Below are 23,336 nucleotides of genomic sequence, written 5' to 3'. Positions count from 1 at the left end.
TTTATTCCTTCCGGTCCGGTGAGGACGCAGGACGCAGCGCGCCCTGCGCTGTTCTTACTTAGCCAAAGGCAAGGGGCCGGAAATCGGCGGTCAGCTCGATCTGCGGGAAATCGGCATTTGACACCAGATCAAGCTGGAACTGCCACGGCCCGTCGCTGGCCTTGTTCCACTGGCCGCCCGCCAGCCCACTGACCGCGCAATTCGCCACCGGACCAGTGTTGAAATCAACCGTACCCACGGCAGTTTCTGCCCGCAGCATCGGCAGAGCCGCAGCCATTGCCTCTTTGTCCTTGGGGTCGCCCGCCTGCGTGGCCAGCGCCAGCGCCGCATCAAACAGTGATGCCGAAGCCCCCAACGCCTGCGCCCATTGCCGCCCGGTCGCGGCTTCATAGCCCGCGCCAAGTTCGGCATTCGACAATCCTGTCGCCACCGAATTGAACGGAAAGGCCGGGTGCCAGTAAACGCCGGTACACAACCCATGCCCCAGATCGCCAAGGGCTTCCATTTCGGCGGCGAACAGTCCTGCCTTGGCCATCTGCATAATCTTCAGCCGCTGTGCCAGACCGCGCTGCGCGGCCTGCCGCCAGAATACCGGGAAATCCGGCGGGAACGGAAAGCAGACCACAATATCCACACCCGCATCCCGGAAGGCATTGATATGGGTGGTGAAATCCTGAGACATGTTTTCATAGGGGCCGGGATCAATCACCTCCCACCCGGATTGTTCCAACGCGGGCAGTAGCCCTGCGCGGATGGCGTTCCCATCCGCATCGGACGGGATCAGCGTGCCCACCTTGCGGTTGGTGTCCAGCAGCGACCATTGCCCGTTATACAGGTTCAGGAAATTGCCCGACCCGAAGGAATAGTGGAAGGTCCATTTGAACGTCTGCTCGCCGGGGCGGCCCCCGCGACCGAAATAATAGGCCTCCCACGGGGCGACAGTGGACAGGCACGGCGTTGCCCCCGCTTCGCAGGCATCTGACACCGGGTTCACTGTTTCAGGGGCCGAGTGCGTCAGGATCAGGTCAGGGTTTTCCGAATTGATCATGTCGCGGGTAATCTGGCTGGCGCGCACCGGGTCCGACTGGGTGTCGGCGGTGATAATCTCGACCTGCATCTGCGTGCCGTTCACATCAACCCCGCCTGCCAGATTGGCGCGGATCGTGTCTATCAGATAAGTGTCAGCCGCCCCGAAAATGCCCAGCGGGCCAGATCGCGGGCCGATATAGCCGATCTTGTAAACATTCGACCCCTGCCCGAATGCGCGGGTGCCAATCAGCGGTGCGGCCAGCGCCGCGCCGCCCATCAGGCCGGTGAATCTACGGCGGGTCAGCGGTGGGGTGTGAGATGTCATGATTATCCTCCCTTGGGTTACTTTGCCGGGCGCCCACATGGGCGGGCACCCGGGGCCTGTCATTGCGCGCCCAGGCGCGCGTCCTGCAGCAGATGCGCGCGTAGAAATACGCCCGCCTGATCGAGGGACTCCATCCCCTCGTCCAGAAAGGGCGCGAACAGCTGGTGATTGTGGCACATACCGTCCCACAGGCGCAGTTCGGCCGCGACCCCGGCCGCCTGCATCCGCGCCGCCAGTGTCTGACTGTCCGAGCGCAGCAACTCCCAGCTGCCGACATGGATCAGGGTCGGCGGCAGGCCGGTCATGTCGGCATCGAACGGGGTGACGGCGGGCGAGGCGGGATCGCCATCGCCCAGATAAAGCGCGGTGAACAGGCCCATCAGGCCACGATCAACCAGCGGCGCATCGGCCATCTCGCTGTGCGAGGCACCCTGACCGGTCAGGTCCAGCGCCGGCGACATCAAGACCAGCGCGGCGGGCAGGGGCAGCCCCGCGTCACGCGCGCGGATCGCCGTGGCCAACGCCATGTTGCCACCGGCCGAGTCGCCCACCAACGCCAGTGTCCGGTCCGGGTAACCCTGCGCCAGCGCCCACTCGTAAGCCGCGAAAACATCGTCATGCGCGGCGGGTGCAGGGTTCTCGGGGGCCAGGCGGTACTGCACCGACAGCACGGCACAGCCGCTGGCGCGGGCGAGGTTAGAGGCGATCACCCGATGCGAGCGCGGCGAGCCGAACAGCCAGCCGCCGCCGTGGACATAGACCACCAGCCGGTCCGGCGCCAGATTCGCGGGGTGCAGGATCTCGCAGTCCAGCCCGTTGATCGTCACCGGCACGACGGCGATGCCGTCTGCGGTCGGGGTTGGGGCCATCATCGCCTCGAACCAGTCGCGCATGTCCTGCGGACCGCCATTGGCGGGGGGTGGGTTCTCGGCCCCCATAGCCAGAATCGCGTGCAGTTGTTCGGCAGACATCGGCTATCTCCTTCAGGTGTAAAACGCGTCGATTCCGCCGTCGACAGGCAGGTTGATCCCGCTTACCCAGCGCGCGGCGTCCGAGCACAGGAACAGGATCGGCGGCGCAACTTCATCCGCAATTGCGGGACGCTTGATATTCGCGGCATCGGCGGCCACGCGCTCTTCGCCCAGCATCTGGACGAATTCCCCCAGGATCGGCGTGAATACCGGGCCGGGCGCGACCGCATTCATGCGGATGTCATGGTCCATGAACAGGCTGTAGCCGCGCTTCTTGGTCCAGACCACCAGCGCTTCCTTGAAATACTGATAGCAGGTTTCCTGTGCGACAGGGTTCGCGGCCAGCCAGTCATGCCCGGCCTTGAAGCCTGCGGTTTCGGCCAGCGCCTTGTGGGCGTCCAGCCGCTGCGGCCATTCATACCCCAGGATCGAGGTGACATTGACCACCGCGCCACCCGTCATGCGCGGCACCAGCGCTTCGGTCAGATGACGCAAACCCAGATAGTTGACCCGTGCAACAAGGTCTTTCTCCGCCACGCCCGAAACGCCCGCAGCATTTACCAGCGCGTCAATCCGGTCCGGCAATGCGGCCACAGCGGTGTCAATGGCGGCGGGATCGCCCATGTCAACCTTCACAAATTCATCAAGGGTAATCATCGGATCATTGCGGTCCATGCCAATGACATGCGCGCCCTGAAAGCGCGCGAGCCGCGCCGTTTCCGCGCCAATTCCCGAAGAGGCGCCGGTGATGACAATCGTTTTTCCGTTCAAGGTCATGGTCTTTCTTTCGGATGCAGGGGGCCGCCCGTACCGGACAGGTCCGGACGGCCATCTTGTTATGCGGGGCGTGTTGGATGCGCTTAGAAAGGATAGACCACCGCGTCAGGGCGGGTGGTAACCCAGACCCATTGGGTGAATTCTTCCCAGATTGCCGGGCCGGAAATGCGCGAGCCGTTGCCAGAGCGACCACGCCCGCCGAAGGGTGCGAAGGGGCTGGCCATCACGGTCTGGTCATTAATGTGCAGATGACCCACACGCAGCCGGTTGCCAATGGCGCGCGCGCGACCAAGATCCTTGGCGATGATCCCTGCGGCAAGCCCATAATCGGACATATTCGCCAGTTCTACCGCGTGATCGTCGCTGTCATAGGCCACAATCACGGCAACCGGGCCGAAGATTTCTTCCTCAAATGCGCGCATGCCTGGTTTTACGCCGGACAGAACTGTGGCGGGAAACATGCGGCCCTGCGGTGTGCCGCCAGCCAGCAGGTTTGCCCCCTTGGCCACCGCATCGTCAACAATGCCCTTGATGCGCACGGATTCATGATCGGAAATCAGCGGACCCAGCGCACATTGGTCCGATGCCGGGTTGCCGACCGGCAGGCGTGCGGCCTTGGCGGCAAGTTCTTCAGCCAGCTTGTCGGCCATCGCGGCAGGCGCAAGGATAAGCCCAGTCGCCATGCAGATCTGGCCCTGATGCAGCCAGGTGCCCCAGGCCGCGTTTGCCGCAGCGGCGGTGAAATCGGCATCATCCAGAATGATCAGCGCGTTCTTGCCGCCCAGCTCCAGTTGCACCTTCTTCAGGTTGCGCCCGCAGGCCTCGCCGACCTTTGACCCCACTTCCGGCGATCCGGTGAAGCTGACCATGGCAATATCCGGGTTCTCACACAGCGCCGCGCCCACATCGCCCCCGCCGGGAATGATATGCAGCAGGTTCGCAGGAAGGCCCGCTTCTTCAAAAATGCGCGCAATGATGATGCCGCCGGAAATCGGGGTGCGGGGGTCGGGTTTATGCACCACTGCGTTGCCGGTGGCCAGCGCGGCGGCAATCGCCCGCACCGACAGGATAAGTGGAAAGTTGAATGGCGAAATCACGCCAACCACACCATGGGCCACGCGCAACAGTTCTTCGTGGCGGCCGTCCTGGCTGGGGATGATCCGGCCTGCGGGTTCCAGTGCCGCTGCTGCGGCCGCACGCAAAAATCCTGCGGAATGTTCAACCTCGATCGCGGCCTTGGGGTGAATCGATCCCGTCTCGCGGATAATCCAGGGGATCAGTTCATCACCATTGGCCTGCAACTGATCAGCGGCAGCATTCAGGATACGGGCGCGTTCATGGGCAGGCGTTGCTTCCCACGCCGGTTGTGCTTCGCGCGCCTTAGCGGCAGCCTTCGTGACATCCTGCGCCGACCCGTTGCCCACGGTGGCAACCGTGCTGCCGTCGCCCGGTGCGGTGACATCCGCCACCCCGCCATTCGCAAGCCGCCAGCCACCGGAAAAGATCATGCCGCTCCAGCTGTCGGCGGCAATAAAACTATGCGTGGTTCCGTCCATGGTAATAACCTCCCTAAGGTCCTGCTCCGGCTCGGAGGATTTTCGCGCGCCCCGCAACAGTATTGCAGATGTACTGACGCCCCCCCCGGACACTGAGGAAAGGTCTGCGCAGGACTTGTATTTTATCAACAGAGAATTTCCCCTGTCTGATATTTTGTTTAACAGATTGATATTTATATATTTTTAATAAATATTGCGCCGCAGCGTCGTTTTATGTTTTAATGAATTCTTGTTTCCATTTCACTAAATGAAGAAAATGACCAAACGCATCTCACTGACGGAGGCATCACGCCACGCCCCCAGAATCACTGCACGCGGCGACAGTCGTCTGCTGGAAGAAGGTGCGCCGCCCACGCTGGCCGATCTGGCAGGCGCGCTGCAATTCGCCCTTGGCGATGGTCGCATCTGGCTGAACGATGAACGCATGATCATGATGCAGACCCGCGTTCTGGGAAACTTGCGCAAGGAAGCCATCAACGCGCTTGGCATTGATGCCGCGCGCAGCCTGTTTTACCGCGCGGGCTGGGTGCAGGGCAAACAATATGCCGATCTGGTGCAGAAACGCTTCAACCAGCAGGATCTGACTGCCGCACTGGCTGCGGGACCGCGGATTCACACGATGGAAGGCTTCGTCAAGGTTACCACCAAGCGCTTCGAATTTGACATCAAGCGTGGCTATTACCATGGCGAATTTCATTGGCATGACAGCACCGAAGCGCAGGAACACCTGACCCATTTTGGTGTTTCTGAATGTCCGACGTGCTGGATGCAGGTCGGCGCGCCGGCGGGGTTCACGTCGGCGCTTCTGGGCCAGCCCGTCATCTTCCGCGAAGTTGAATGCGCCGGCATGGGGGCGGAACGCTGCGTGGTGATCGGGCGCAATGCGTCCGCCTGGGGGGCGGATGTGCCCGAGCTTCAGAATTTCAGCCGTGCCCCCGCCCCGCCCCCGGCGCAGGCCGCACCATGGACGCCACCCATCGACCTGAAGGCGCCGACATCAGCACCGGAAATTCCACATCAGATTATCGGGCGTACGGCCGGGATCGAACGCGCCAAACGCTTGCTGGAACGGGTCGCGGGTTATGATGAACCGGTGCTGTTTCTGGGTGAACCCGGCACCGGCAAGGAATATTTCGCACACCGCCTGCATGATATCGGGCGCACCCCGAAGGGGCCGTTCATCACTGTCAATTGCGGCGGCTGGGATGACGGGCAGACCGCCCTGCCCCTGCTCGGTCCTGACGGGGCGCTGGCACGTGCCAAGGGGGGAACACTGTTTCTGAACGATATCTTTGCATTGCCGCCGGCGCAACAATCGTTGCTGGCGACGCAGCTGACCGCAGATAACCCGCCTCAGCCACTGCGCATCATGTCCGCCAGTTCCGCAGCCCCGCGCGAAGCGATGAAATCAGGGGCGTTCCGGTCAGACCTGTATTTCCGGTTGTCGCTGCTACCGATCGTCATTCCGCCGCTGCGCGAACGGCGCGACGATGTGCCGATGATGATCGACCATTTCCTGCGCCTGCACAGCCGCAAGCACCGCAAACCCCTGCGCCAGATTTCCGGCGCGGCGCTGGGTCTGCTGCTGCGCTATGATTTCCCCGGCAATGTGCGCGAATTGTCGAATATGATCGAACGCGGGGTTATTTATGCCGAACCGGGCGGTGATCTGGAAATCTCGCATCTGTTTACCGGGGTTGAGGAAATGCCCGAATTCGTCGAAGGGTTGCATATGTCCGGGCGGATCGTGCGGCGTGCTGCATCGGCAGAACCCGCCACTGACGGGCTGACCTTCGCCGAGATCGAGGCAGAAACCTATGCCAACGCGCTTCAGGCGGCCGAAGGGAATGTTTCTGCCGCGGCGCGTGCGCTTGGTCTGACGCGCGCAAAGCTGGAATACCGGCTGCGCAAACTGAACCTGATACCGGATAAACCCGGCACCTGAACGCTGCATCTGGTTGCGCGCGGAATATCCCGCGCGTTCATTGCATTCACGCCCCACCTATGGCGCAAGCATTGCGCATAAACCAAGGGCCGCTTGCGACTGAAAACAACCTGTTCCCACCTGATCTGACAATGGTTTAACATGTGGCGTGATACATCATCAAAGGTTTCAGGGAACCCGCCGCGCATTCGCGCGTTCTATCCGGTATGCTGTTGCGTCAGGGAGTTCGGACCATGGATCAGATCACATTACTTGCGGTCCTTACTGCATTCACGCTGAATTGCATTGTTGTTTCAGTCATATTCAGCGACCCGAGACGTAGGGCACAGCAGCGACATGCAGGCCGCGTCAATGGCTCTGCCCGGACTGGAAGCCTGCCAGGGGTGCTGTCACGGCATCACGGCGCTACACACCACTGAACCGGTTCGACACTTCCGGTCGGTTCCCTTACCTGTTGAAAGAGAGTTCAGATGCGCAACGCAAAATTATACGCCACAACCGCCCTGACCATGTGTCTGGCATCCCCCCCTGTCATGGTTTCGGCACAGTCCGATGCGATTTCGGATGACGATCTGGCGCTTTTCACACCGGCGGCGCAAATCTGTATTCTGGACCCGCTAAGCACGGATTGCGCGCCCCTGGCCGAAGTCATAAGCGAATGCGCCGAGGATCCGCTTGATGGGCAATGTGAAGTCCTGTTTGACGACCCGGAAACGATTATGGATGATCCCGACACACTGGAAGACGTGCAGCATATTCTGCGCGAGACAGACGCAGCGATAGCGGGATTTCCATCCCCCGAAGCCCTTGAGGCGCTGGACGATCCTGAACTGCCGGAAGAGGCACCCATTGAGGAAGTGCCCGTTGAGGAAATGCCAGAAGAACTGACCGAGCCGGACCCATTGCCGACCGAGGATGACAGCATCCCTGCGCCATCAGATTTGCTTGATGAGTTGTTGACCGACGACCCGGTGGAAGACGAACCGGCACCAACCGAAGAAGACGAGGCCGCCGACACTGCCGCAGCCATGCAGCAAGCGCTGGAAGCAGAGGCAGAGCTAGAAGCCGAAGCGGAGGTAGAATCCGAAGCAGAGCTGGAAGCAGAGGCCGAGGTGGAAGCGCCGGAAGATGAAGCCGCGCTGGAGCCGGAAACCACCGAAGCCGAAGTTGAGATGACACAAGAGGAACTGGAAGCGGAACGCGCGGAGCTTCTGGCCGAAGCAGACGAAATGGCCCAGGATGCCCCCGAACTGGTGATCGAGGACGCACCGGAAGAAGAAGTTGCGGCCCCTGCCGAAACCCCGGCGGAACTGGATGCCACCCAACAGGCGGCCATTGATCGCATGCTGGAAGATCCGGGCGTGTCATCGGCAGTTGGCCTGCTTGGGGCGATGCTGGGGACGCAGGAAACCCCTGCCGACAGTGACCCCACCGAACAGACCACATCCGCCGCCGCATTGGCCGCCCGCGAAGATGACGCTGACGCGGATACGGATGCAGAAGACCCCGAAGTCAGCGAAGAACAGATCACAGCCGAACAGACACGCAGCAGCCGCGATGACTTTGAATCGCGCCTGGCACTGGATTTTGACGCAGACGCACTGGCGCACACCCAACGCAGCAGCAGCAACCGCCGCGATCTGGAACGCGCGGGTCTGGTTGCCCTTGGGGCGCTGGCCGTGGGGATGGTCATCAACCAGAACCGTGTCGTGGCGCGGTCGGATGAACGTGTTGTCGTTGATCAGGGCGGTGGCGATTTGCAGCTGTGGCGCGATGATGATGCCATTCTTCTGGAAGACGGTTCCACCCGACGGATTGAACGCTACAGCGACGGGTCCACGCGCACCCGCTGGGAACGTCTGGACGGCACGCAGATTCTGACCATCCGCGATGCCACGGGCCGTGTGCTGCGCCGTGACCGCGTACTGCCGGATGGCACCATCATCGAATTGGTGGACGACACGCGCCCGGTGGACGCTGTTGATGTGACGGTGCTGCCGCCGCCACGCACCCGCGAATTGCGCATCACCCAGCGCACCGACCCGGAACTGGCATTTGCCATGCTGCACGAAGCAGAAGCAGAAGCGCGCGCGCTGGATCGCAGCTATTCCCTGCGCCAGATCCGTGAATGGCGCGAATTGCGCGAAACCCTGCCATTGCTTAGCCCTGACCCGATTACGTTTGAAACAAACCGCGCGAATGTACGCCCGCATGAAGCATCAAAACTGTTGCAGGTCGGGCGGCTGATGGAACGTCTGGTCGCGGATAACCCGCGCGAGATTTTCCTGATCGAAGGGCACACCGACGCAACCGGCCCTGCGGCATATAACCTGGCGCTGTCGGACCGGCGCGCGGAATCCGTGGCGCTGGCCCTGACAGAGTTTTTCGACATTCCGCCGGAAAATCTGGTCGTTCAGGGCTATGGCAAACGCTATCTGCGCATTCAGACCCTGCAGGCGGAAGAACGCAACCGCCGTGTTGCCATCCGCCGGATCACACCGCTGCTGCGGCAGTAACGCGAATACAGCATTGCGGCGGGCCGGTGTGCCCGCCGCAATTTCATATATTCAGACCTCGCCCCACAAGTCCTGCGCTAGTCTGACCACAAGGTCCAGCTTGCGCTTCTGGTCATCCTCGGTGATCTTGTTGCCATGCTCGGTCGAGGCAAAACCACATTGTGGCGCAATGCCCAGCTGGTCCATATCCACAAAATTTGACGCCGCATCAAACTGGCGGCGCAGGCTGTCCATGCTTTCCAGCTCGGGGGTTTTTGTGGTGATGAAACCGGGCAGAACACGTTTTTTCCCCTTCGGCAGCAATGCCAGCGGTTCCAGCCCGCCTGCGCGGTCAGTGTCATATTCCATGAAATAGACATCCACACTGGTACGGTTGAAAATCGCATCCGCCGCCGCATCATACCCGCCGGTAGCCACAAAAGTAGACTGGAAATTTCCGCGGCACATATGCATGCCGATGATCATATCGGCAGGACGGTCCTTGATGGCTTCTTCCAGCATCCATGCATAGCGGTCGATCAGCCAATCAGGGTCTTGCCCCATGGCTGCGCGGATCGCCCGCTGTTTTTCGTCGCCCAGATAGGCAAAGAAAATATCATCGAGTTGCAGGTACCGGCATCCCGCCGCATAAAATGCCTGCACGGCCTTTTTATAGGTCGCGGCAATACCGGCCATGAATTGGTCCTGATCGGCATAGGGGGCGTGTTTGTTATTGTCCGGGGTCACGCGGAAATGCACCGCCGACGGGCCGGGAATCGAAATCTTCGGGCAGACCGTGGTCATCTGTGCCAGTTTGCGGAAATGCTCCAGCATCGGGTGATCCGCAGGGAAATCAAGTTCTGCCGTGATCTGCGGCACCTGACTTATGGTTGCGCCCTTGAACCCAAGCGCATCGCTGCCGGTTTCAATGATGTCCAGCCCGTCCAGCATGCCCATGAAGTCATAATGCCAGAAGGCGCGGCGCGCTTCGCCATCGGTGACCACCTTCAGGCCGACATCTTCCTGCATGCGTACAAGCGCCGGAATTTCGCGGTCTTCAATTGCGGTCAGTTCCGCCCCGGTCAAACCCGCCTTGCGGGCGTCGGCAATCGCCGCAGGGCGCAACAGACTGCCAACATGGTCGGCGCGAAATGGCGGTGTGGGTGTGGTGGGTGTCAAGGTTTAGTCCCTCTTTTCAGTCAGCGGTCAGGTGCGGGACACAGCAGAATGCGACAGGTCGCAACCTGCCCTTCATCGCGCATGCATCCCAAGGCCCGCCGCCTGTGGGTGTCATTTCCTGTCAGGCAGGTCTTCTGGCTTGCGGATAGCAGCTTGGCTGGCCTTCGCGGGACATACTGATCCCGAAGGTATTTCAGCCGCGCGCGCCGCTTTCAGTTGCGAGGCCAGCGCCGGAATTGAATGGCAATCCGCACCGGCTTCCCTTTTACATCCCCGCATTGCTGCGGGGAACCATGACAAACGCCAATAGGCATGGAACGCCGCCACATGTCAACATATCGCGCAGGAGGAGGGGGAGGCACCGGCGGAAATGCCTATTGCCGCGTAACCCGCACATTCTGACTGACAACATAGGCATTCCCTGCGGTTTCCATAAAGGCCACATCCGCGGCATCGCGCCCACAGCCGATAATCACCACCCCGTCAGCGGCGACCATGCCGGTCGGATCGATGAAATGCCATGCCGAGTCGAGCCAGACCTGCGCGACCGCGTGAAAATCGGGCGGGTGAACATCCGCGCCATAGACAGAGGTATAGCGCGCCGGAATACCCGCCGCCCGCGCCAGCGCGCAGAACAGATGCGTTGCATCCCGGCAGACCCCTTCGCGTGACACAAATGTTTCCATGGCGGTCGTCGTTGGGGTGGAACTCCCGCTGACATAGGCGATTTCCGCCTTCACCCAGTCGCGTATCGCAATCACCTTGGCCCCGCCCTTCAGATGGCCAAACCTGCGGCCCATGAACGGCACAAAAAGATCGGACTGGCAGAATCTGGACGGGCGCAAACAACTTAGCGCTTCTGGCGGAAGGGCCCCCAGTCCAGCCTGTGGCAGGGCGTCCAGCATGATTTCGGAACGGGTGACATCCACCACCGCGCTGTAACGCAGCTTCAGCCGGTCGCTTGTTACAGACGCGCAAACCCGTGCGCCTGTGCCGCCCTCGCCGGGAATGCGATGCAGGGTCGCATCGGCAATGTCCAGCGCGCTTTGCAGTACCTTCTGCCCGTCGGTTTCAGCCGCATCGAGGGTCAGCAGAACCGTTTCTGCGCCAGCAAGCTGATAATCCATGGTGACGTCGATGGCGATGCGCATTGGTGACTGTCCGTTTCAGGTGGCACGCCAGATACGACGCAGAAACGCCCTATCTGACATGGCGCAGACGCGAAAGGACTATTCACATGACCGCCGGAATGGCGCGGCACCTACAGGATGGATTGCCCGGTCGCCGCCCAGTCCCTGGCGAACTGCTCCAGCCCCTTATCGGTCAGCATATGGTTTGCAAGGCTGCGGATCACCGCAGGCGGAATGGTCGCCACATCTGCACCCGCAAGGGCCGCTTCCTTGACATGGTTGGCCGACCGGATGGACGCAGCAAGGATTTCGGTTTCAAACCCGTAATTGTCATAGATAACACGAATGTCGCGGATCAGTTCCATCCCGTCCAGCGCCAGATCATCCAGCCGCCCAAGGAAGGGCGAGATATAGGTAGCGCCTGCCTTGGCCGCCAGCAACGCCTGATTGGGTGAAAAGCACAGTGTCACGTTGGTACGTATGCTGTTGCGCGCAAAATGGCGGCAGGCCTTCAGCCCGTCCAGCGTCAGCGGCAGCTTGATGACGACATTTGACGCAATCTTCGCCAGATGCTCGCCTTCGGCCACCATACCGTCAAAGCCCATCGCGGCCACTTCGGCAGATACAGGCCCATCAACAAGCCCGCAGATCTCGGCAATCACTTCTTTGAAATCGCGGCCGGATTTGGCGATCAGCGACGGGTTGGTGGTAACCCCGTCCAGCAGGCCATAATCATTCAGTTCGCGAATATCTGCGATCACGGCGGTATCAACAAAGAATTTCATTCCAGCATCTCCTTTGGGTTAGCGGGCGGTCAGCAGGGTAAAGGGCCTGCCTGATGATGTTTCCGCGAACATAGGCAGGAAACAAGATAATAACAACAATAAACAACAAAATCACATAATTTTTGTTGTTTTAGATGATACCTATGTTATATTTATGCGGAAACAGGGACAACGCCAATGAAACGCGACGACCGCCGACAAGCCATCATGGACCTTCTGGTGCGTCATGGTGCTGTCGATATGGATGATCTGGCCGAACGCTTTGTGGTGTCCAGAATGACAATTCACCGTGACCTGGACGATCTGGAAACCCAGGGCCTGCTGCGCAAGATCAGGGGTGGCGCCACAATCGAGGCCGGAACCCTGTTCGAAAGCGATTTCCGTTTTCGCGCCCAACAGGGGCTGGCCGCGAAAACCGCCATGGTCAACGCCGCACTGGAACTGGTTGAACCGGGCATGACAGTCATGGTCAATGACGGGTCCACAGCCGCAGGTCTGGGAACCGGATTGCTGGCGCACAGACCGCTGACCGTCATCACCAATAACGCCGCCATCATCGACCAGCACCGCGCCGAGCAGGGCCTTGGGCTGATTGCGTTGGGCGGGGTATATTCGGCAAAATACCACGCCTATTTCGGTGTGGTCACCGAAGACGCACTATCGCACCTGCGCGCAGATATCGCCTTTATTTCGGTTCCGGCGGCCGCAGGGCTGGATGTGTTTCATATGAATGACGCCGTTATTCGCGCAAAACGCGCGATGATGGATGCCGCGCAGCACCGGTGCCTGCTGGTCAATCAGACGCGCTTTGGCCGCACAGCATTGCACCGGCTGGCGGGACTGTCCGAATTCGATACCGTCATTACCGACAGCCCGCCGGATGATGAAACCATGACCGTGCTGGCGCGCGCGGGCATAAGCCTGACCTTTGCCCCCACAGCATCATCCACCGCGGCTGAAACGGCAACATCACAGGAATAGCCATCACCGGCGCGCACCACATGACTGCTGCATTTGGCCTGAACGGGTGGCGTTGGGGAATGAACCAAGCCCGCGCTATCGGCGGGCCGGGGTCCGCCGATAGCGCGGGCCACCTGCGGCCTTGCTCCGCGCCTTTTGGCATCTCTTTCACGCCAAATCACGCGCCAGCATATCAACGAAACGCTGTGCCGAGGGTGACAGCGACCGCCCGCGTTTTGAAATCACCGCCATTGACCGGGTGACAACCGGATCGACCAGCGGGCGCACTACCAGATCCGGGTCATTGATCGCCCCCGCCAGCCGCGAAGGAAACGCCGCGAGCCCCATGCCACACGCAATCATCCATTCGGCACTGTAAAGAAAGCCGATCTCGACCCGCAGATTCGCGGTCGCGCCGACAGAGCGAAGTGTATCCTCGATCTGCGTGCGCACGCCGTAATTGCGGCGCGGTGCAATCAGCGGTTCGCCGTCCAGATCGCGCCAGCGCACGGTTTCCTGCGCCGCCAGCCGGTGGTCCCGACGACACACCAGATAAATCGGGTCGTGGTGCAATAGCCGCCAGTCGAATTCAGCACGGTCATGGGGGGGAATGCCAAGGCCGAAATCCACCTTCTCTTCGCGGATCAGGGGGAAGAATTGATCCGGGGCGCAATCATTCATGTCCAGCGCAATGCGGGGATAGGCGGCGATGAAGTGTTTGACCGTGGGGGGCAGAAGCGCAATGCCCGTGGCAGGCGTCGCCGCTATGCGCAGAACGCCACGCTCCAGTTCCTGCAGATCGGTTATCGCGGTGCCGATGGCCGACACATCCCCCATAATACGTGTCACGATACCAATGATCTGCTCGACCGCTTCGGTGGGCACGACACGCCGCGTAGACCGGTCGAAAAGCCGTGCGCCCAGTGTCGCCTCCGCCTGCCCGAGCAGCACACTGGCCGAGGATTGCGAAACCGAAAGCCGTTCGGCCGCCGCCGAAACCTGGCCAGTATCATAGATCGCCTTGATCGCCTGAAGCTGGCGCAGCGTAAGATGATTGATCGCCATTCATATACTTACTGCATAAATAATCTTTTAATATTCATTAAATCATTCAATCAACCAATGGTAGCCTTTTATCGCGGCGGGGCCCTACCCGCCCGGTCTGGGAGGATCACATGTATAAACGATTTCTGATCGCGGCCATTGCCGCAGCTTCAACATTTGCCGCAACCGTACCGGCCACGGCACAAGAACGGATCACCATCGGGACCAACCCGCAGGGAACGCTGTACTACACCATTGCGGGCGGGCTGGCCGCCGCTTTGCAGGAAACGCTGGCGCGTCAGGTAACAGTGCAACCGTTCACCGGTTCATCAGTTTACATACCACTGATCGACGCGGGCGAGGTGACGCTGGGGCTGAATTCCTCTATTGATGTGGGGGCATGGTATCGTGGCGAGTACGGTAATGACCCCTATACCGGTATGCGGGTGCTGGCCCGGCTGTGGCCCCTGCGTCAGGCGTTAACCGTGCGCGCCGACAGCGGGATGACCGAAGTGGCCGACCTGGCCGGCAAGCGCGTCATCACCAGCTTTTCCGCGCAGGCCGCAACTGGCCGCGTGAACACCGCCATTCTTGAAGCAGGCGGGCTGCAGGTCGATGACGTCGAAGGCGTGACCGTCGCCGGGTTGCAACAGGGCATCAACGCACTGATTGAGGACAATGTCGATGCGACAGGCGTGGCAGTTGGCATTCCGTTGACCCAGCAGGCACATGCGACCATTCCCGGCGGCATCCGGTATCTGTCGATCACGGGCGCAGGTGCCACGGATGAAAACCTGGACAGCATCTTCAATGGCGTCTACCTGACGGAAATTGCCCCGAACCCGCGCATGCCCGAAATCACCGAACCGGTGACAGTTTCGGCCTATGATGTCTTTATTACCGTGTCGTCCGATCTTTCAGACGCGGATGCGACTGCGATCCTGACAGCATTGTACGATGCGTTGCCCGGCCTGAAAGCGGATTATCCACCGCTGGCCGAAGCGGCGCAGGACCGTCTGTCCACCCCCACCAATACGGTGCCCTACCACCCGGCTGCAGTCGCGTTCTTCAAGGACCGGGGGCTTTGGTCAGACGAGAACGAAGTGCGCGAAACCGGGCTGGAATAAGTCAGGCACCAGAGCACCGGGGGAACCATTGTGAGCAGTCGCATTATCACCGCCTTGTTGCCGGTGCTGGGAATCGCGTGGATTCTGGACCTGCCCGCGCGTCTGGGCATGGTTGTCATCACCGAGCAATATCTGGCCACAGTGCTTGGCGTGGCTGTTCTTGCCGGTTTCCTTGCCGCCCCGCGCAATGGGTTGTGGCGCTGGCCGGATGTCGCATTCGGCGTTCTGGCGATGTCCGGCTGGCTATGGCTGGCCTGGAACTATGAAGGCTGGCTGCTTACGGCGCATATCCGCGGGCCGGAAAAATGGGTGCCTGCGCTGATCGCCATCGCCGGAACTGTGGAGGCGACGCGGCGCAACTGCGGTCTGGTTCTGGCCGTGCTCGGGCTGATTTTCATGGCCTACGGGTTTCTGGGCTGGCTGGGGCCGGGAATATTTGAAGGCGCATATCTGCGGCCCGCGCGTTACCTGCTGTACATCTATAGCGACTCCAACGGTGTGCCCGGTCTGGTCCTGAATGTGGCGGCAAACCAGATTCTGGGGTTCGTCGTCTTTGGTGTGGTGCTGACCGCTGTTGGCGGGTCCGATGCAATGACGCGGCTGGCCATGGCGCTGATGGGGCACAGGCGCGGCGGCCCCGCGAAGGTCGCGATCCTTGCCTCGTCATTGTTTGGCACATTGTCCGGGTCAACAGTCGCCAATGTCATGTCCACCGGCGTTGTCACAATTCCGATGATGAAACGCGCAGGCTTCCCGTCACGCCATGCCGCCGCCATCGAGGCCGTGGCGTCAAACGGCGGACAGATCGCACCGCCGGTGATGGGGGCGACAGCTTTTGTCATCGCCGAATTCCTGCAGGTGGGATATGCTGATGTAGTCGTTGCCGCATTCCTGCCCGCAGCCTTCTATTACTACCTGCTTTACCGTCAGGTGGACCGGTTTGCGGCCGCCCACGGGATCATGGGCGAGCCGCGCGAAAACCTGCCCCGCGTGGGCGGCGCGCTGGCCGGGGCATGGCCCCTGATAGCACCCCTTGGTGTGCTGATCTGGTTTCTGTTCGTGCTGGGCTACAGCCCCGGCAAGGCCGCGCTTTATTCGGCCATCAGTGCGCTGGCGCTGAACCTGATCCGCACACCGCGTGAAATGCTGTCATTGAGGTTCTTTGCAGATATTCTTGCCAGATCAGGGCGCACGCTGATTCCGGTGATCCTTGTCAGTGCGGTGGCGGGTATCGTGATCGGCACCATCAATGTCACCGGTCTGGGATTCGCCCTGACGCTGGCGCTTGGCAAAATCGCCGCCGCGGGGGGGGTGCTTGCGCTGCTGGCGGCAACAGCCACGCTTGCGATAATCCTTGGCGTGGGAATGCCGACAACCGGGGTTTATGTGGTAATTTCCGTCCTGCTTGCGCCTGCGCTGGTGCAGGCGGGCGTGGCCCAGATGTCCGCGCATCTTTTCATTTTCTATTTCGGACTATTGTCAATGCTGACCCCGCCGGTCGCAATTGCCAGCTATGCGGCTGCGTCCATCGCGGGGTCGGACATGTGGCAGACCGGCGTGACCGGCATAAAACTGGCAATCACGGCCTATCTGCTGCCCTTCGTCTTTGCCCTGAACCCCGCACTGGTCTGGCAGGGTACATGGCATGAAATTGCCGTATCGGTCGCAACTGTGGGCGTCGCCGGGTTCCTGCTGGCCGAAGTTCTGGCAAATCCCCGCGCCTATGGCGGTAGGGTGCGAAGGCTGGGTGCAGGGGTGCTTGCGCTGGCCATAGGGGCCACGACTGCCGTTATTCCACCCGCATCCACGGCGGCGTTGATCATCGCCATCCTGGGTGTGGTCGCGGCTATTTTCATCGCGCGCCGTGAAGGCACGCACACCGATGGCGCGCTGCGCCTGAAACCTGAAGGAAACACTGAATGAGTGAACGCTATCCCGCCATGCCCCCGCGTGTTGAAAACCCACCCTATAAGCGGATCGCGGCCGAGGAAGCATGGCTGCCGCCGGAAATCATGGATCTGTACATCAAGGGTCTGGACGATGGCACGATAACCGACCCGGGGTTCCGCAGCCTGTGGGGGTTTTTCGGCAAATCCACCACCGACAAGGCGCGCGCCCATAACCGGCGCATTCAGTCGCTGGGTGACGAACGGCTGCGGGACATGGACGAAAGCGGCATAGACATGGCCGTGCTCGCCCTGTCATCACCCGGTGTGCAGGTGTTTGAACCCGCGCAGGCAAGCGCGCTTGCTACCATGGCCAATGACATGCTTGCCGAAGGGATCGCGGCGCATCCCAACCGTTTTGTCGGCCTTGCCGCATTTTCACCGCTGGATATTGGTCAGGCCGAGAAGGAGCTGGAGCGCGGCGTGACCAAACTGGGCCTGCGCGGCGGTATCCTGAATTCCCACACGATGGGCGTTTATCTGGACGATGAAAAATACTGGGGCCTGTTTGAAGCCGCCGAGGCGCTGGATGTGCCGATCTATCTGCACCCCAACACGCCACCCGCCGACATGATCGATCCGTTCCTGCCGCGCGGGCTGGACGCCGCAGTCTATGGGTTTGCCTGCGAAACCGGACTGCATGCGCTGCGGCTTGTGGTGTCGGGCCTGTTCGACCGGTTCCCCAAACTTAACATCGTTCTGGGCCATTGCGGCGAGGCGCTGCCCTACTGGCTCTACCGAATCGACTATATGCACGGACATATCTCAAAAACCGGGCGCTACCCGAATGTTCAGCCGCTGAAGCGTCGGGCATGGGACTATCTGTGCGATAATTTCTACTACACCTCTTCTGGTGTGGGCTGGACGCCGCCGGTGAAATACGTGCAGGACGTGATCGGCAAAGACCGGATGATGTACGCAATGGATTATCCGTGGCAGTTCGTTCAGGGCGAGGTTGGCGTCTTCGATCATATGGACGTAGATGACGCGATCAAGAAAGCATTTTTCGAAGACAACGCGCGCAAGGTCTTCAAGATCTGATCTGACACAGCTGACAGGGGCGGCACCTGAATTGCCGCCCCCCCCCTTTCCTTTACAGGTTCACCACAAAAAAACCGTCCGCAGCGCCATCGCCCCGGACGGTCGGCGGCTTCAGCCAGCCATCGATCACGCTTGTCGTCCGACCATATCAGGTTCCACGCAAGCGCGGGTCGGTTCTGGCCTGAAGGGAACGTTACCGCTTTGATCAAGCCAGCGGTGGGCTGGGGATTGCCGGTCCCACGTTTTAGAAGTTCACTTTATGCAGGCGGAATACCCCGACATCCAAGGCTTGGCCTGTCGCTGGCGGTATCGGCAGGCCGCGGGACGGCCCACTGATGGCGCAGCAGGCTGCGCCATCGATTCCGTGCCTATGGGCGCCCCCTTCATGCCAGTAGCCACTCGCCAAGGGCGCGGTTTCGGCTTGAAGCGATTATGCTCCAACTCAACGCATGTCTCCTGGAAGTGATATCCAGTTCCGAGCTTTTACTGGTAAAACAATACGTCAATGCGTGCCCGCGTGAATGCGAATGAACACGGCACGCATTGACTGCGACTTAGAACGGGTAATGCTGTTTGTGCGGGTCTTCGATGGTAAGCCAGCGCCAATCCGTAAAGGCGTCGATCCCGGCCTTGCCGCCGAACCGGCCATGCCCCGACGCCTTGACGCCGCCAAAGGGCATCTGCGCCTCGTCCGATACAGTGGGCCCGTTGATATGGCAGATACCGGATTTGATCCGGTCAGCCACGGCCATCGCACGCTTCAGATCCCCGCCATGAACCGCCGCTGACAGGCCGTATTCCGTGTCATTGGCCACGCGCACCGCTTCGTCATCGCCATTCACGCGGATGACCGACTTGACCGGGCCGAAGCTCTCCTCACGGTAGATACGCATCTGGGGCGTGACCCCGTCAAGTACACCGGCGGGCACTACAGCGCCCTTGCGCGCACCGCCTGCGGTCAGCTTCGCGCCTTTCGACACAGCGTCATCCACCAGCGAGTCCATCTTTTCGGCGGCGGCTTCGGATATCAGCGCGCCAAGCGCCACCTTGCCACGCGGATCGCCCGCAGGCAGCGACGCGGCCCGCGCAGACAGTTTCGCAACGAAATCATCGGCAATTTTTTCGTCCACGATAATGCGTTCGGTGGACATGCAGATCTGGCCCTGATTCATGAACGCCCCGAACACGGCGGCATTCACCGCACCGTCAATATCGGCATCATCCAGAACAACCAGCGGCGCCTTGCCGCCCAGTTCCAGCAGCACGGGCTTCAGGTTCTCACCCGCAAGCCGGCCGATGATCCGCCCGACAGCCGTAGACCCGGTGAAGTTCACATGCTTCACCGCATCATGGCTGATCAGCGCTGCCACCAGATCGGCGGCATCTTCGGGGGCATTGGTCACCACATTCAGCACACCTTTGGGCAACCCGGCTTCCGCCAGTACATCCCCGATCAGCCGGTGCGTGCCTGGACATGCCTCTGACGCCTTCAGAATGACCGAGTTGCCGCATGCCAGCGGCATCGCAATCGCGCGCACCCCCAGGATGACCGGCGCGTTCCATGGCGCCATGCCAAGACAGACGCCCAGCGGCTTGCGCTGGCCCATCGCCATGGAACCGGCCTTGTCGGACGGAATGATCTCGCCCGTGATCTGGGTAGTCATCGACGCCGCTTCGCGCAAGACCCCCGCCGCAAACGCCACGTTGAACCCGGCCCAAGGCCCAGTTGCACCGGTTTCCGCGATGATCAGTCTGGTGAATTCATCCACCTTGCTTTCAAGAATATCAGCGGCCTTGTTCAGGATCTTGCGGCGCGCGTTCGGCCCGGTCCGGGACCAGCCTTCAAACGCTTCCTGCGCGGATGCAACGATCCCCGGCACATCATCAGCGGTCGCTGCCGCCGCGACTGTCGCAACCTCGCCAGTGAACGGGTCGATACGTTCATAGGTCTTGCCGCTTTTCGCACTGACGGGTGCGCCGTCAATCAGCATGTCGATCTTCATTTTTCGTCCTCCTTGGGCCGGGCGATCCCCGACCTTCTGATGAAACACTCAAAGTTGATGTATGACCTTCGAGACGAGGCACGCCTCAACCCCTTCGGGCCCATCCTCGGCCCCGTGGCCGGAATGCTTGACGCCCTGGAACGGGCTGTCGGGCGCGGCCATGACCACTGCATTTATCCCGACCATGCCGCTTTCCAAAGCTGCGCCGATTCGGTTGGCCAGCCGCCCGTTTTCAGTAAACGCATATGCGGCCAGTCCGAAGGGCAGCCTGTTGGCCTGCGCAACAACTTCGTCAAAGTCACGGAACGGCAGTATGGACACGACGGGGCCAAAAGGTTCTTCATTCATGATCCGCATGTCATTCGACATATTGGCCAGCACAGTGGGCTGAAAGAAGAACCCCTCATTGCCGATACGCTCACCCCCTGTGCGGATTTCGGCCCCTTTTGAAACCGCGTCCTGCAACAGCCCCTCAATCGCTTCGGGGCGGCGCGCATTGGCCATCGGCCCCATCTGCACATCGGGGTTCAGCCCGTTCCCGACCTTGACCTGCGACAGCCGTTCGCTGATTGCCGCAACAAACCGGTCATGAATGTTTTCATGAATGTAGAACCGCGTGGGCGACACGCAAACCTGCCCGCTGTTGCGGATTTTGGCTGTTGTCAGCATGTTGATTGTCCGGTCGAAATCACAGTCATCAAACACTACAACCGGCGCATGGCCGCCAAGTTCCATCGTCGTGCGCAATGCATTGTCGGCGGCCAGCTTCATCAGGTGGGTGCCTACCACCGTAGAGCCAGTAAAACTGACCTTGCGCAGGACTTTCGAGGCCAGCAGATGGCGCGACACTTCGTCGGGCACACCAAAGACCAATTGGCACACACCGGCGGGCAGGCCGGAATCCACCAACGTCTCCACCACCGCCATGGCCGAAGCTGGCGCTTCCTCGGCGGGTTTCAGGATAACCGAGCAGCCCGCAGCAATCGGCGCTCCCAGTTTGCGGCCGGGGTTCGCGATCGGAAAATTCCACGGCGCAAAGGCCGCGACCGGCCCCACAGGTTCCTTGACAACAATGGAACGCTGGCCTTCGGGTCGCACCAGAACGCGGCCGTAGGTACGCTTGGCTTCGCCCGCGTAGAATTCAAACAGGTTGGCAGTGACCATCACTTCCAGCCGGGTTTCAGCGAAGGTTTTGCCTTCTTCCAGCGTCGCATTGCGCGCGATCGTATCAGCACGCTCGCGCAGCCGTCGCGCCGCACCGTTCAGAACCGCCGCGCGTTCCTCTGGCGTGGATTTGCGCCATAGCCTGAACCCGCGGTCAGCCGCATCCAGTGCCCTGTCCAGATCACTGGCATCGACCAGCGGCAGATGTGCCAGCACGGCCCCGGTCGCGGGGTTCAGCACATCGAAGGTCCGGCGGGCGCCCGCCTTGATCCATTCGCCGTCAATATGCAGTTTCAGGACCGGATAGGTGTCGGCCTCTCTCATCGTGGTGTTCATGATGCCCTCCATGGCGTCAGTTGAGCGAGACGGTGACCGTCTTGAGTTCAGTGAAGATTTCCAGCCCCGCGCGCCCGTTTTCGCGCCCGAAGCCAGATGCCTTATAGCCGCCCAGCGGCAATGCGGGATCGGGCGGGCCGGAACCGTTGATGCGCACAGTTCCCGCGCGCAGCCGATTGGCCAGTTTATGGGCGGCGGTGATGTCTTGCGTCCAGATGGCCGAAGACAGACCGTATTGCGTATCGTTGCCGCGCGCGGCCAGCGCGTCAAGGTCATCGTCGCCAAAGCGCATGGCACAAAGCACCGGGCCAAAGATTTCTTCACGGACAACCGACAAGTGCGCACCCGGTTCAACCAGCACTGTGGGTTCGACGAAATATCCACCCTCGCCCAATGTGCCACCACCGGTCAGCAGGCTTACGCCCGCATTGCGCCCCGCGTCTATATAGCCCATCACCCGGTCGCGCTGCACGGCACTGACCAGCGGGCCCATCTCGGTTCCCGGTTCCAGACCTGCGCCGATTTTCAGGGTTTTTGCGCGTTCGGTGATCCCCTCCATCACCTGATCAAAGACGCTTTCATGCACAAACAGCCGCGATCCCGCCGCGCAGACCTGTCCGGCATTGCCGAATATCCCTTGCGCTGCCGCCGGGATGGCGCGACCAAGATCGGCATCCGCGAAAATGAAGGTGGGCGACTTGCCGCCCAGTTCCAGTGTCACCCGCTTCATGGTGCCCGCACTTTCGCGCAGAATATGTTGGCCCACCACGGTCGATCCGGTGAAGGAAATCTTGTCGATACCGGGATGGGTAACCAGCGGCGCGCCAGCTTCCGCACCTGTACCGGTGACAATATTGACCACACCATCGGGAAAGCCTGCTTCGCAGATCAACTCGCCCAGTTTCACTGCGGACAGGGGCGTCTGTTCAGCCGGTTTCAGGACCACAGTGCAGCCTGCAGCCAGCGCTGCCGACAGTTTGCCGACTTCCATTGCCAGTGGAAAATTCCACGGGGTGATCGCGGCGACCACGCCCACCGGTTCGCGCCGCGTATAGCCCAGCCATTCACCGGGCCATGAAGGGGTGATGGTTTCGCCACTTACCTTGGTGGCCCAGCCCGCGAAGTAGCGCAGCATACCAACAGCGCCCATGGCCCCGCCCATGCGCGCCATCATGAAGGGCATGCCGTTATCCATAGTTTCAAGCAGCGCCAGTTCTTCAGCATCGCGCGCGATCAGATCAGCCAGTTTCAGCAGCAAATCCTGACGCCGCGCGGGTGGCAGCCCGGTCCAGCGACCATCGTCGAACGCGCGACGGGCCGCCATGACAGCTGCGTCAATATCCGCCGCGCCCCCGGCAGTGGCCTCGGCGAATTTCCGGCCCGTGGCAGGGTCGATCACGTCAAGCACCTGACCTTTCTCTGCGTCGTGGAACGCACCGTCGATCAGCAATTTGCGGGGGGCGGCAGCCAGTTCAGCGCACAGCGCATCTGGGCGGGCAGGGTCGAACATCTGGTTCATATCA

At 61.0% G+C, this 23,336-nt stretch carries 17 protein-coding genes and 1 riboswitch; of the genes, 6 read left to right on the top strand and 11 right to left on the bottom strand.

The genetic code is table 11. From position 1 onward, the window contains the following. Positions 1 to 58: 58 nt before the first annotated feature. The 4 genes from PUT78_RS07575 to PUT78_RS07560 all read right to left on the bottom strand — a co-directional run bounded on the left by PUT78_RS07575 (position 59) and on the right by PUT78_RS07560 (position 4,658). Positions 59 to 1,354: an ABC transporter substrate-binding protein gene (locus PUT78_RS07575; RefSeq protein ID WP_274351646.1), complete on the bottom strand. Its 1,296-nt coding sequence runs from the start codon at positions 1,352 to 1,354 to the stop codon at positions 59 to 61. Between the two features lie 59 nt (positions 1,355 to 1,413). Further along, on the bottom strand, positions 1,414 to 2,325 hold the full coding sequence (locus PUT78_RS07570; RefSeq protein WP_274351645.1) for an alpha/beta hydrolase: 912 nt from the start codon (positions 2,323 to 2,325) through the stop codon (positions 1,414 to 1,416). Positions 2,326 to 2,337: 12 nt separating this feature from the next. Beyond that, complete coding sequence (locus PUT78_RS07565; protein WP_274351644.1) at positions 2,338 to 3,102, bottom strand: coniferyl-alcohol dehydrogenase; 765 nt, start codon at positions 3,100 to 3,102, stop codon at positions 2,338 to 2,340. 83 nt (positions 3,103 to 3,185) lie between these two features. Beyond that, positions 3,186 to 4,658, bottom strand: a complete 1,473-nt coding sequence (locus tag PUT78_RS07560; RefSeq protein WP_274351643.1) for an aldehyde dehydrogenase family protein — start codon at positions 4,656 to 4,658, stop codon at positions 3,186 to 3,188. A gap of 256 nt (positions 4,659 to 4,914) precedes the next feature. Between PUT78_RS07560 and PUT78_RS07555 the strand changes: the two genes are divergently transcribed. After that, the gene (locus PUT78_RS07555) at positions 4,915 to 6,603 is read left to right on the top strand and encodes a sigma-54-dependent Fis family transcriptional regulator (RefSeq protein WP_274351642.1); all 1,689 of its coding nucleotides are present in this window, start codon (positions 4,915 to 4,917) and stop codon (positions 6,601 to 6,603) included. 470 nt (positions 6,604 to 7,073) lie between these two features. After that, positions 7,074 to 9,119: an OmpA family protein gene (locus PUT78_RS07550; protein ID WP_274351641.1), complete on the top strand. Its 2,046-nt coding sequence runs from the start codon at positions 7,074 to 7,076 to the stop codon at positions 9,117 to 9,119. A gap of 51 nt (positions 9,120 to 9,170) precedes the next feature. Here PUT78_RS07550 and PUT78_RS07545 read toward each other — a convergent pair whose 3' ends face one another. From PUT78_RS07545 to fsa, 3 genes are all read right to left on the bottom strand, one after another. Continuing rightward, positions 9,171 to 10,277: a 5-methyltetrahydropteroyltriglutamate--homocysteine S-methyltransferase gene (locus PUT78_RS07545; RefSeq protein WP_274351640.1), complete on the bottom strand. Its 1,107-nt coding sequence runs from the start codon at positions 10,275 to 10,277 to the stop codon at positions 9,171 to 9,173. Positions 10,278 to 10,384: 107 nt separating this feature from the next. After that, positions 10,385 to 10,589: riboswitch (cobalamin riboswitch) on the bottom strand. 62 nt (positions 10,590 to 10,651) lie between these two features. Beyond that, positions 10,652 to 11,428, bottom strand: coding sequence for a transglutaminase-like domain-containing protein (locus PUT78_RS07540; protein WP_274351639.1), 777 nt, complete (start codon positions 11,426 to 11,428; stop codon positions 10,652 to 10,654). Positions 11,429 to 11,538: 110 nt separating this feature from the next. Then, positions 11,539 to 12,192 (bottom strand): fructose-6-phosphate aldolase, encoded by a 654-nt coding sequence (gene fsa, locus PUT78_RS07535; protein WP_274351638.1) that lies wholly within the window; start codon positions 12,190 to 12,192, stop codon positions 11,539 to 11,541. 177 nt (positions 12,193 to 12,369) lie between these two features. Here fsa and PUT78_RS07530 point away from each other — a divergent pair, with 177 nt between their 5' ends. Further along, complete coding sequence (locus PUT78_RS07530) at positions 12,370 to 13,173, top strand: DeoR/GlpR family DNA-binding transcription regulator (RefSeq protein ID WP_274351637.1); 804 nt, start codon at positions 12,370 to 12,372, stop codon at positions 13,171 to 13,173. A 147-nt stretch (positions 13,174 to 13,320) separates the two neighbouring features. On the opposite strand, the gene PUT78_RS07525 is transcribed toward PUT78_RS07530, so the two are convergent. Continuing rightward, on the bottom strand, positions 13,321 to 14,217 hold the full coding sequence (locus PUT78_RS07525; RefSeq protein WP_274351636.1) for a LysR family transcriptional regulator: 897 nt from the start codon (positions 14,215 to 14,217) through the stop codon (positions 13,321 to 13,323). Positions 14,218 to 14,327: 110 nt separating this feature from the next. On the opposite strand from PUT78_RS07525, the gene PUT78_RS07520 reads away from it, so the two are divergent. From PUT78_RS07520 to PUT78_RS07510, 3 genes are read left to right on the top strand one after another with little or no spacing between them, the layout of a single operon-like run. Further along, a complete protein-coding gene (locus tag PUT78_RS07520; RefSeq protein ID WP_274351635.1) occupies positions 14,328 to 15,323 on the top strand; it encodes a TAXI family TRAP transporter solute-binding subunit in 996 nt (331 codons plus the stop codon). Positions 15,324 to 15,353: 30 nt separating this feature from the next. After that, complete coding sequence (locus PUT78_RS07515) at positions 15,354 to 17,246, top strand: TRAP transporter permease (RefSeq protein ID WP_274351634.1); 1,893 nt, start codon at positions 15,354 to 15,356, stop codon at positions 17,244 to 17,246. Further along, positions 17,243 to 18,310 (top strand): amidohydrolase family protein, encoded by a 1,068-nt coding sequence (locus PUT78_RS07510; RefSeq protein WP_274351633.1) that lies wholly within the window; start codon positions 17,243 to 17,245, stop codon positions 18,308 to 18,310. Before PUT78_RS07515 ends, PUT78_RS07510 begins: the two co-directional genes overlap by 4 nt. Positions 18,311 to 18,864: 554 nt before the next feature. On the opposite strand, the gene PUT78_RS07505 is transcribed toward PUT78_RS07510, so the two are convergent. From PUT78_RS07505 to PUT78_RS07495, 3 genes are read right to left on the bottom strand one after another with little or no spacing between them, the layout of a single operon-like run. Next, positions 18,865 to 20,313, bottom strand: coding sequence for an aldehyde dehydrogenase (locus PUT78_RS07505; protein WP_274351632.1), 1,449 nt, complete (start codon positions 20,311 to 20,313; stop codon positions 18,865 to 18,867). Positions 20,314 to 20,361: 48 nt separating this feature from the next. After that, positions 20,362 to 21,813, bottom strand: coding sequence for an NAD-dependent succinate-semialdehyde dehydrogenase (locus PUT78_RS07500; RefSeq protein ID WP_274351631.1), 1,452 nt, complete (start codon positions 21,811 to 21,813; stop codon positions 20,362 to 20,364). Positions 21,814 to 21,829: 16 nt separating this feature from the next. Then, positions 21,830 to 23,332 (bottom strand): aldehyde dehydrogenase family protein, encoded by a 1,503-nt coding sequence (locus tag PUT78_RS07495; protein WP_274351630.1) that lies wholly within the window; start codon positions 23,330 to 23,332, stop codon positions 21,830 to 21,832. Positions 23,333 to 23,336 lie beyond the last annotated feature (4 nt).

The organism is Roseinatronobacter alkalisoli (assembly GCF_028745735.1).
Lineage (GTDB): Bacteria > Pseudomonadota > Alphaproteobacteria > Rhodobacterales > Rhodobacteraceae > Roseinatronobacter > Roseinatronobacter alkalisoli.
Note: the sequence above shows the minus strand (reverse complement) of the source record. Positions and strands in the feature narration are given on the sequence as shown.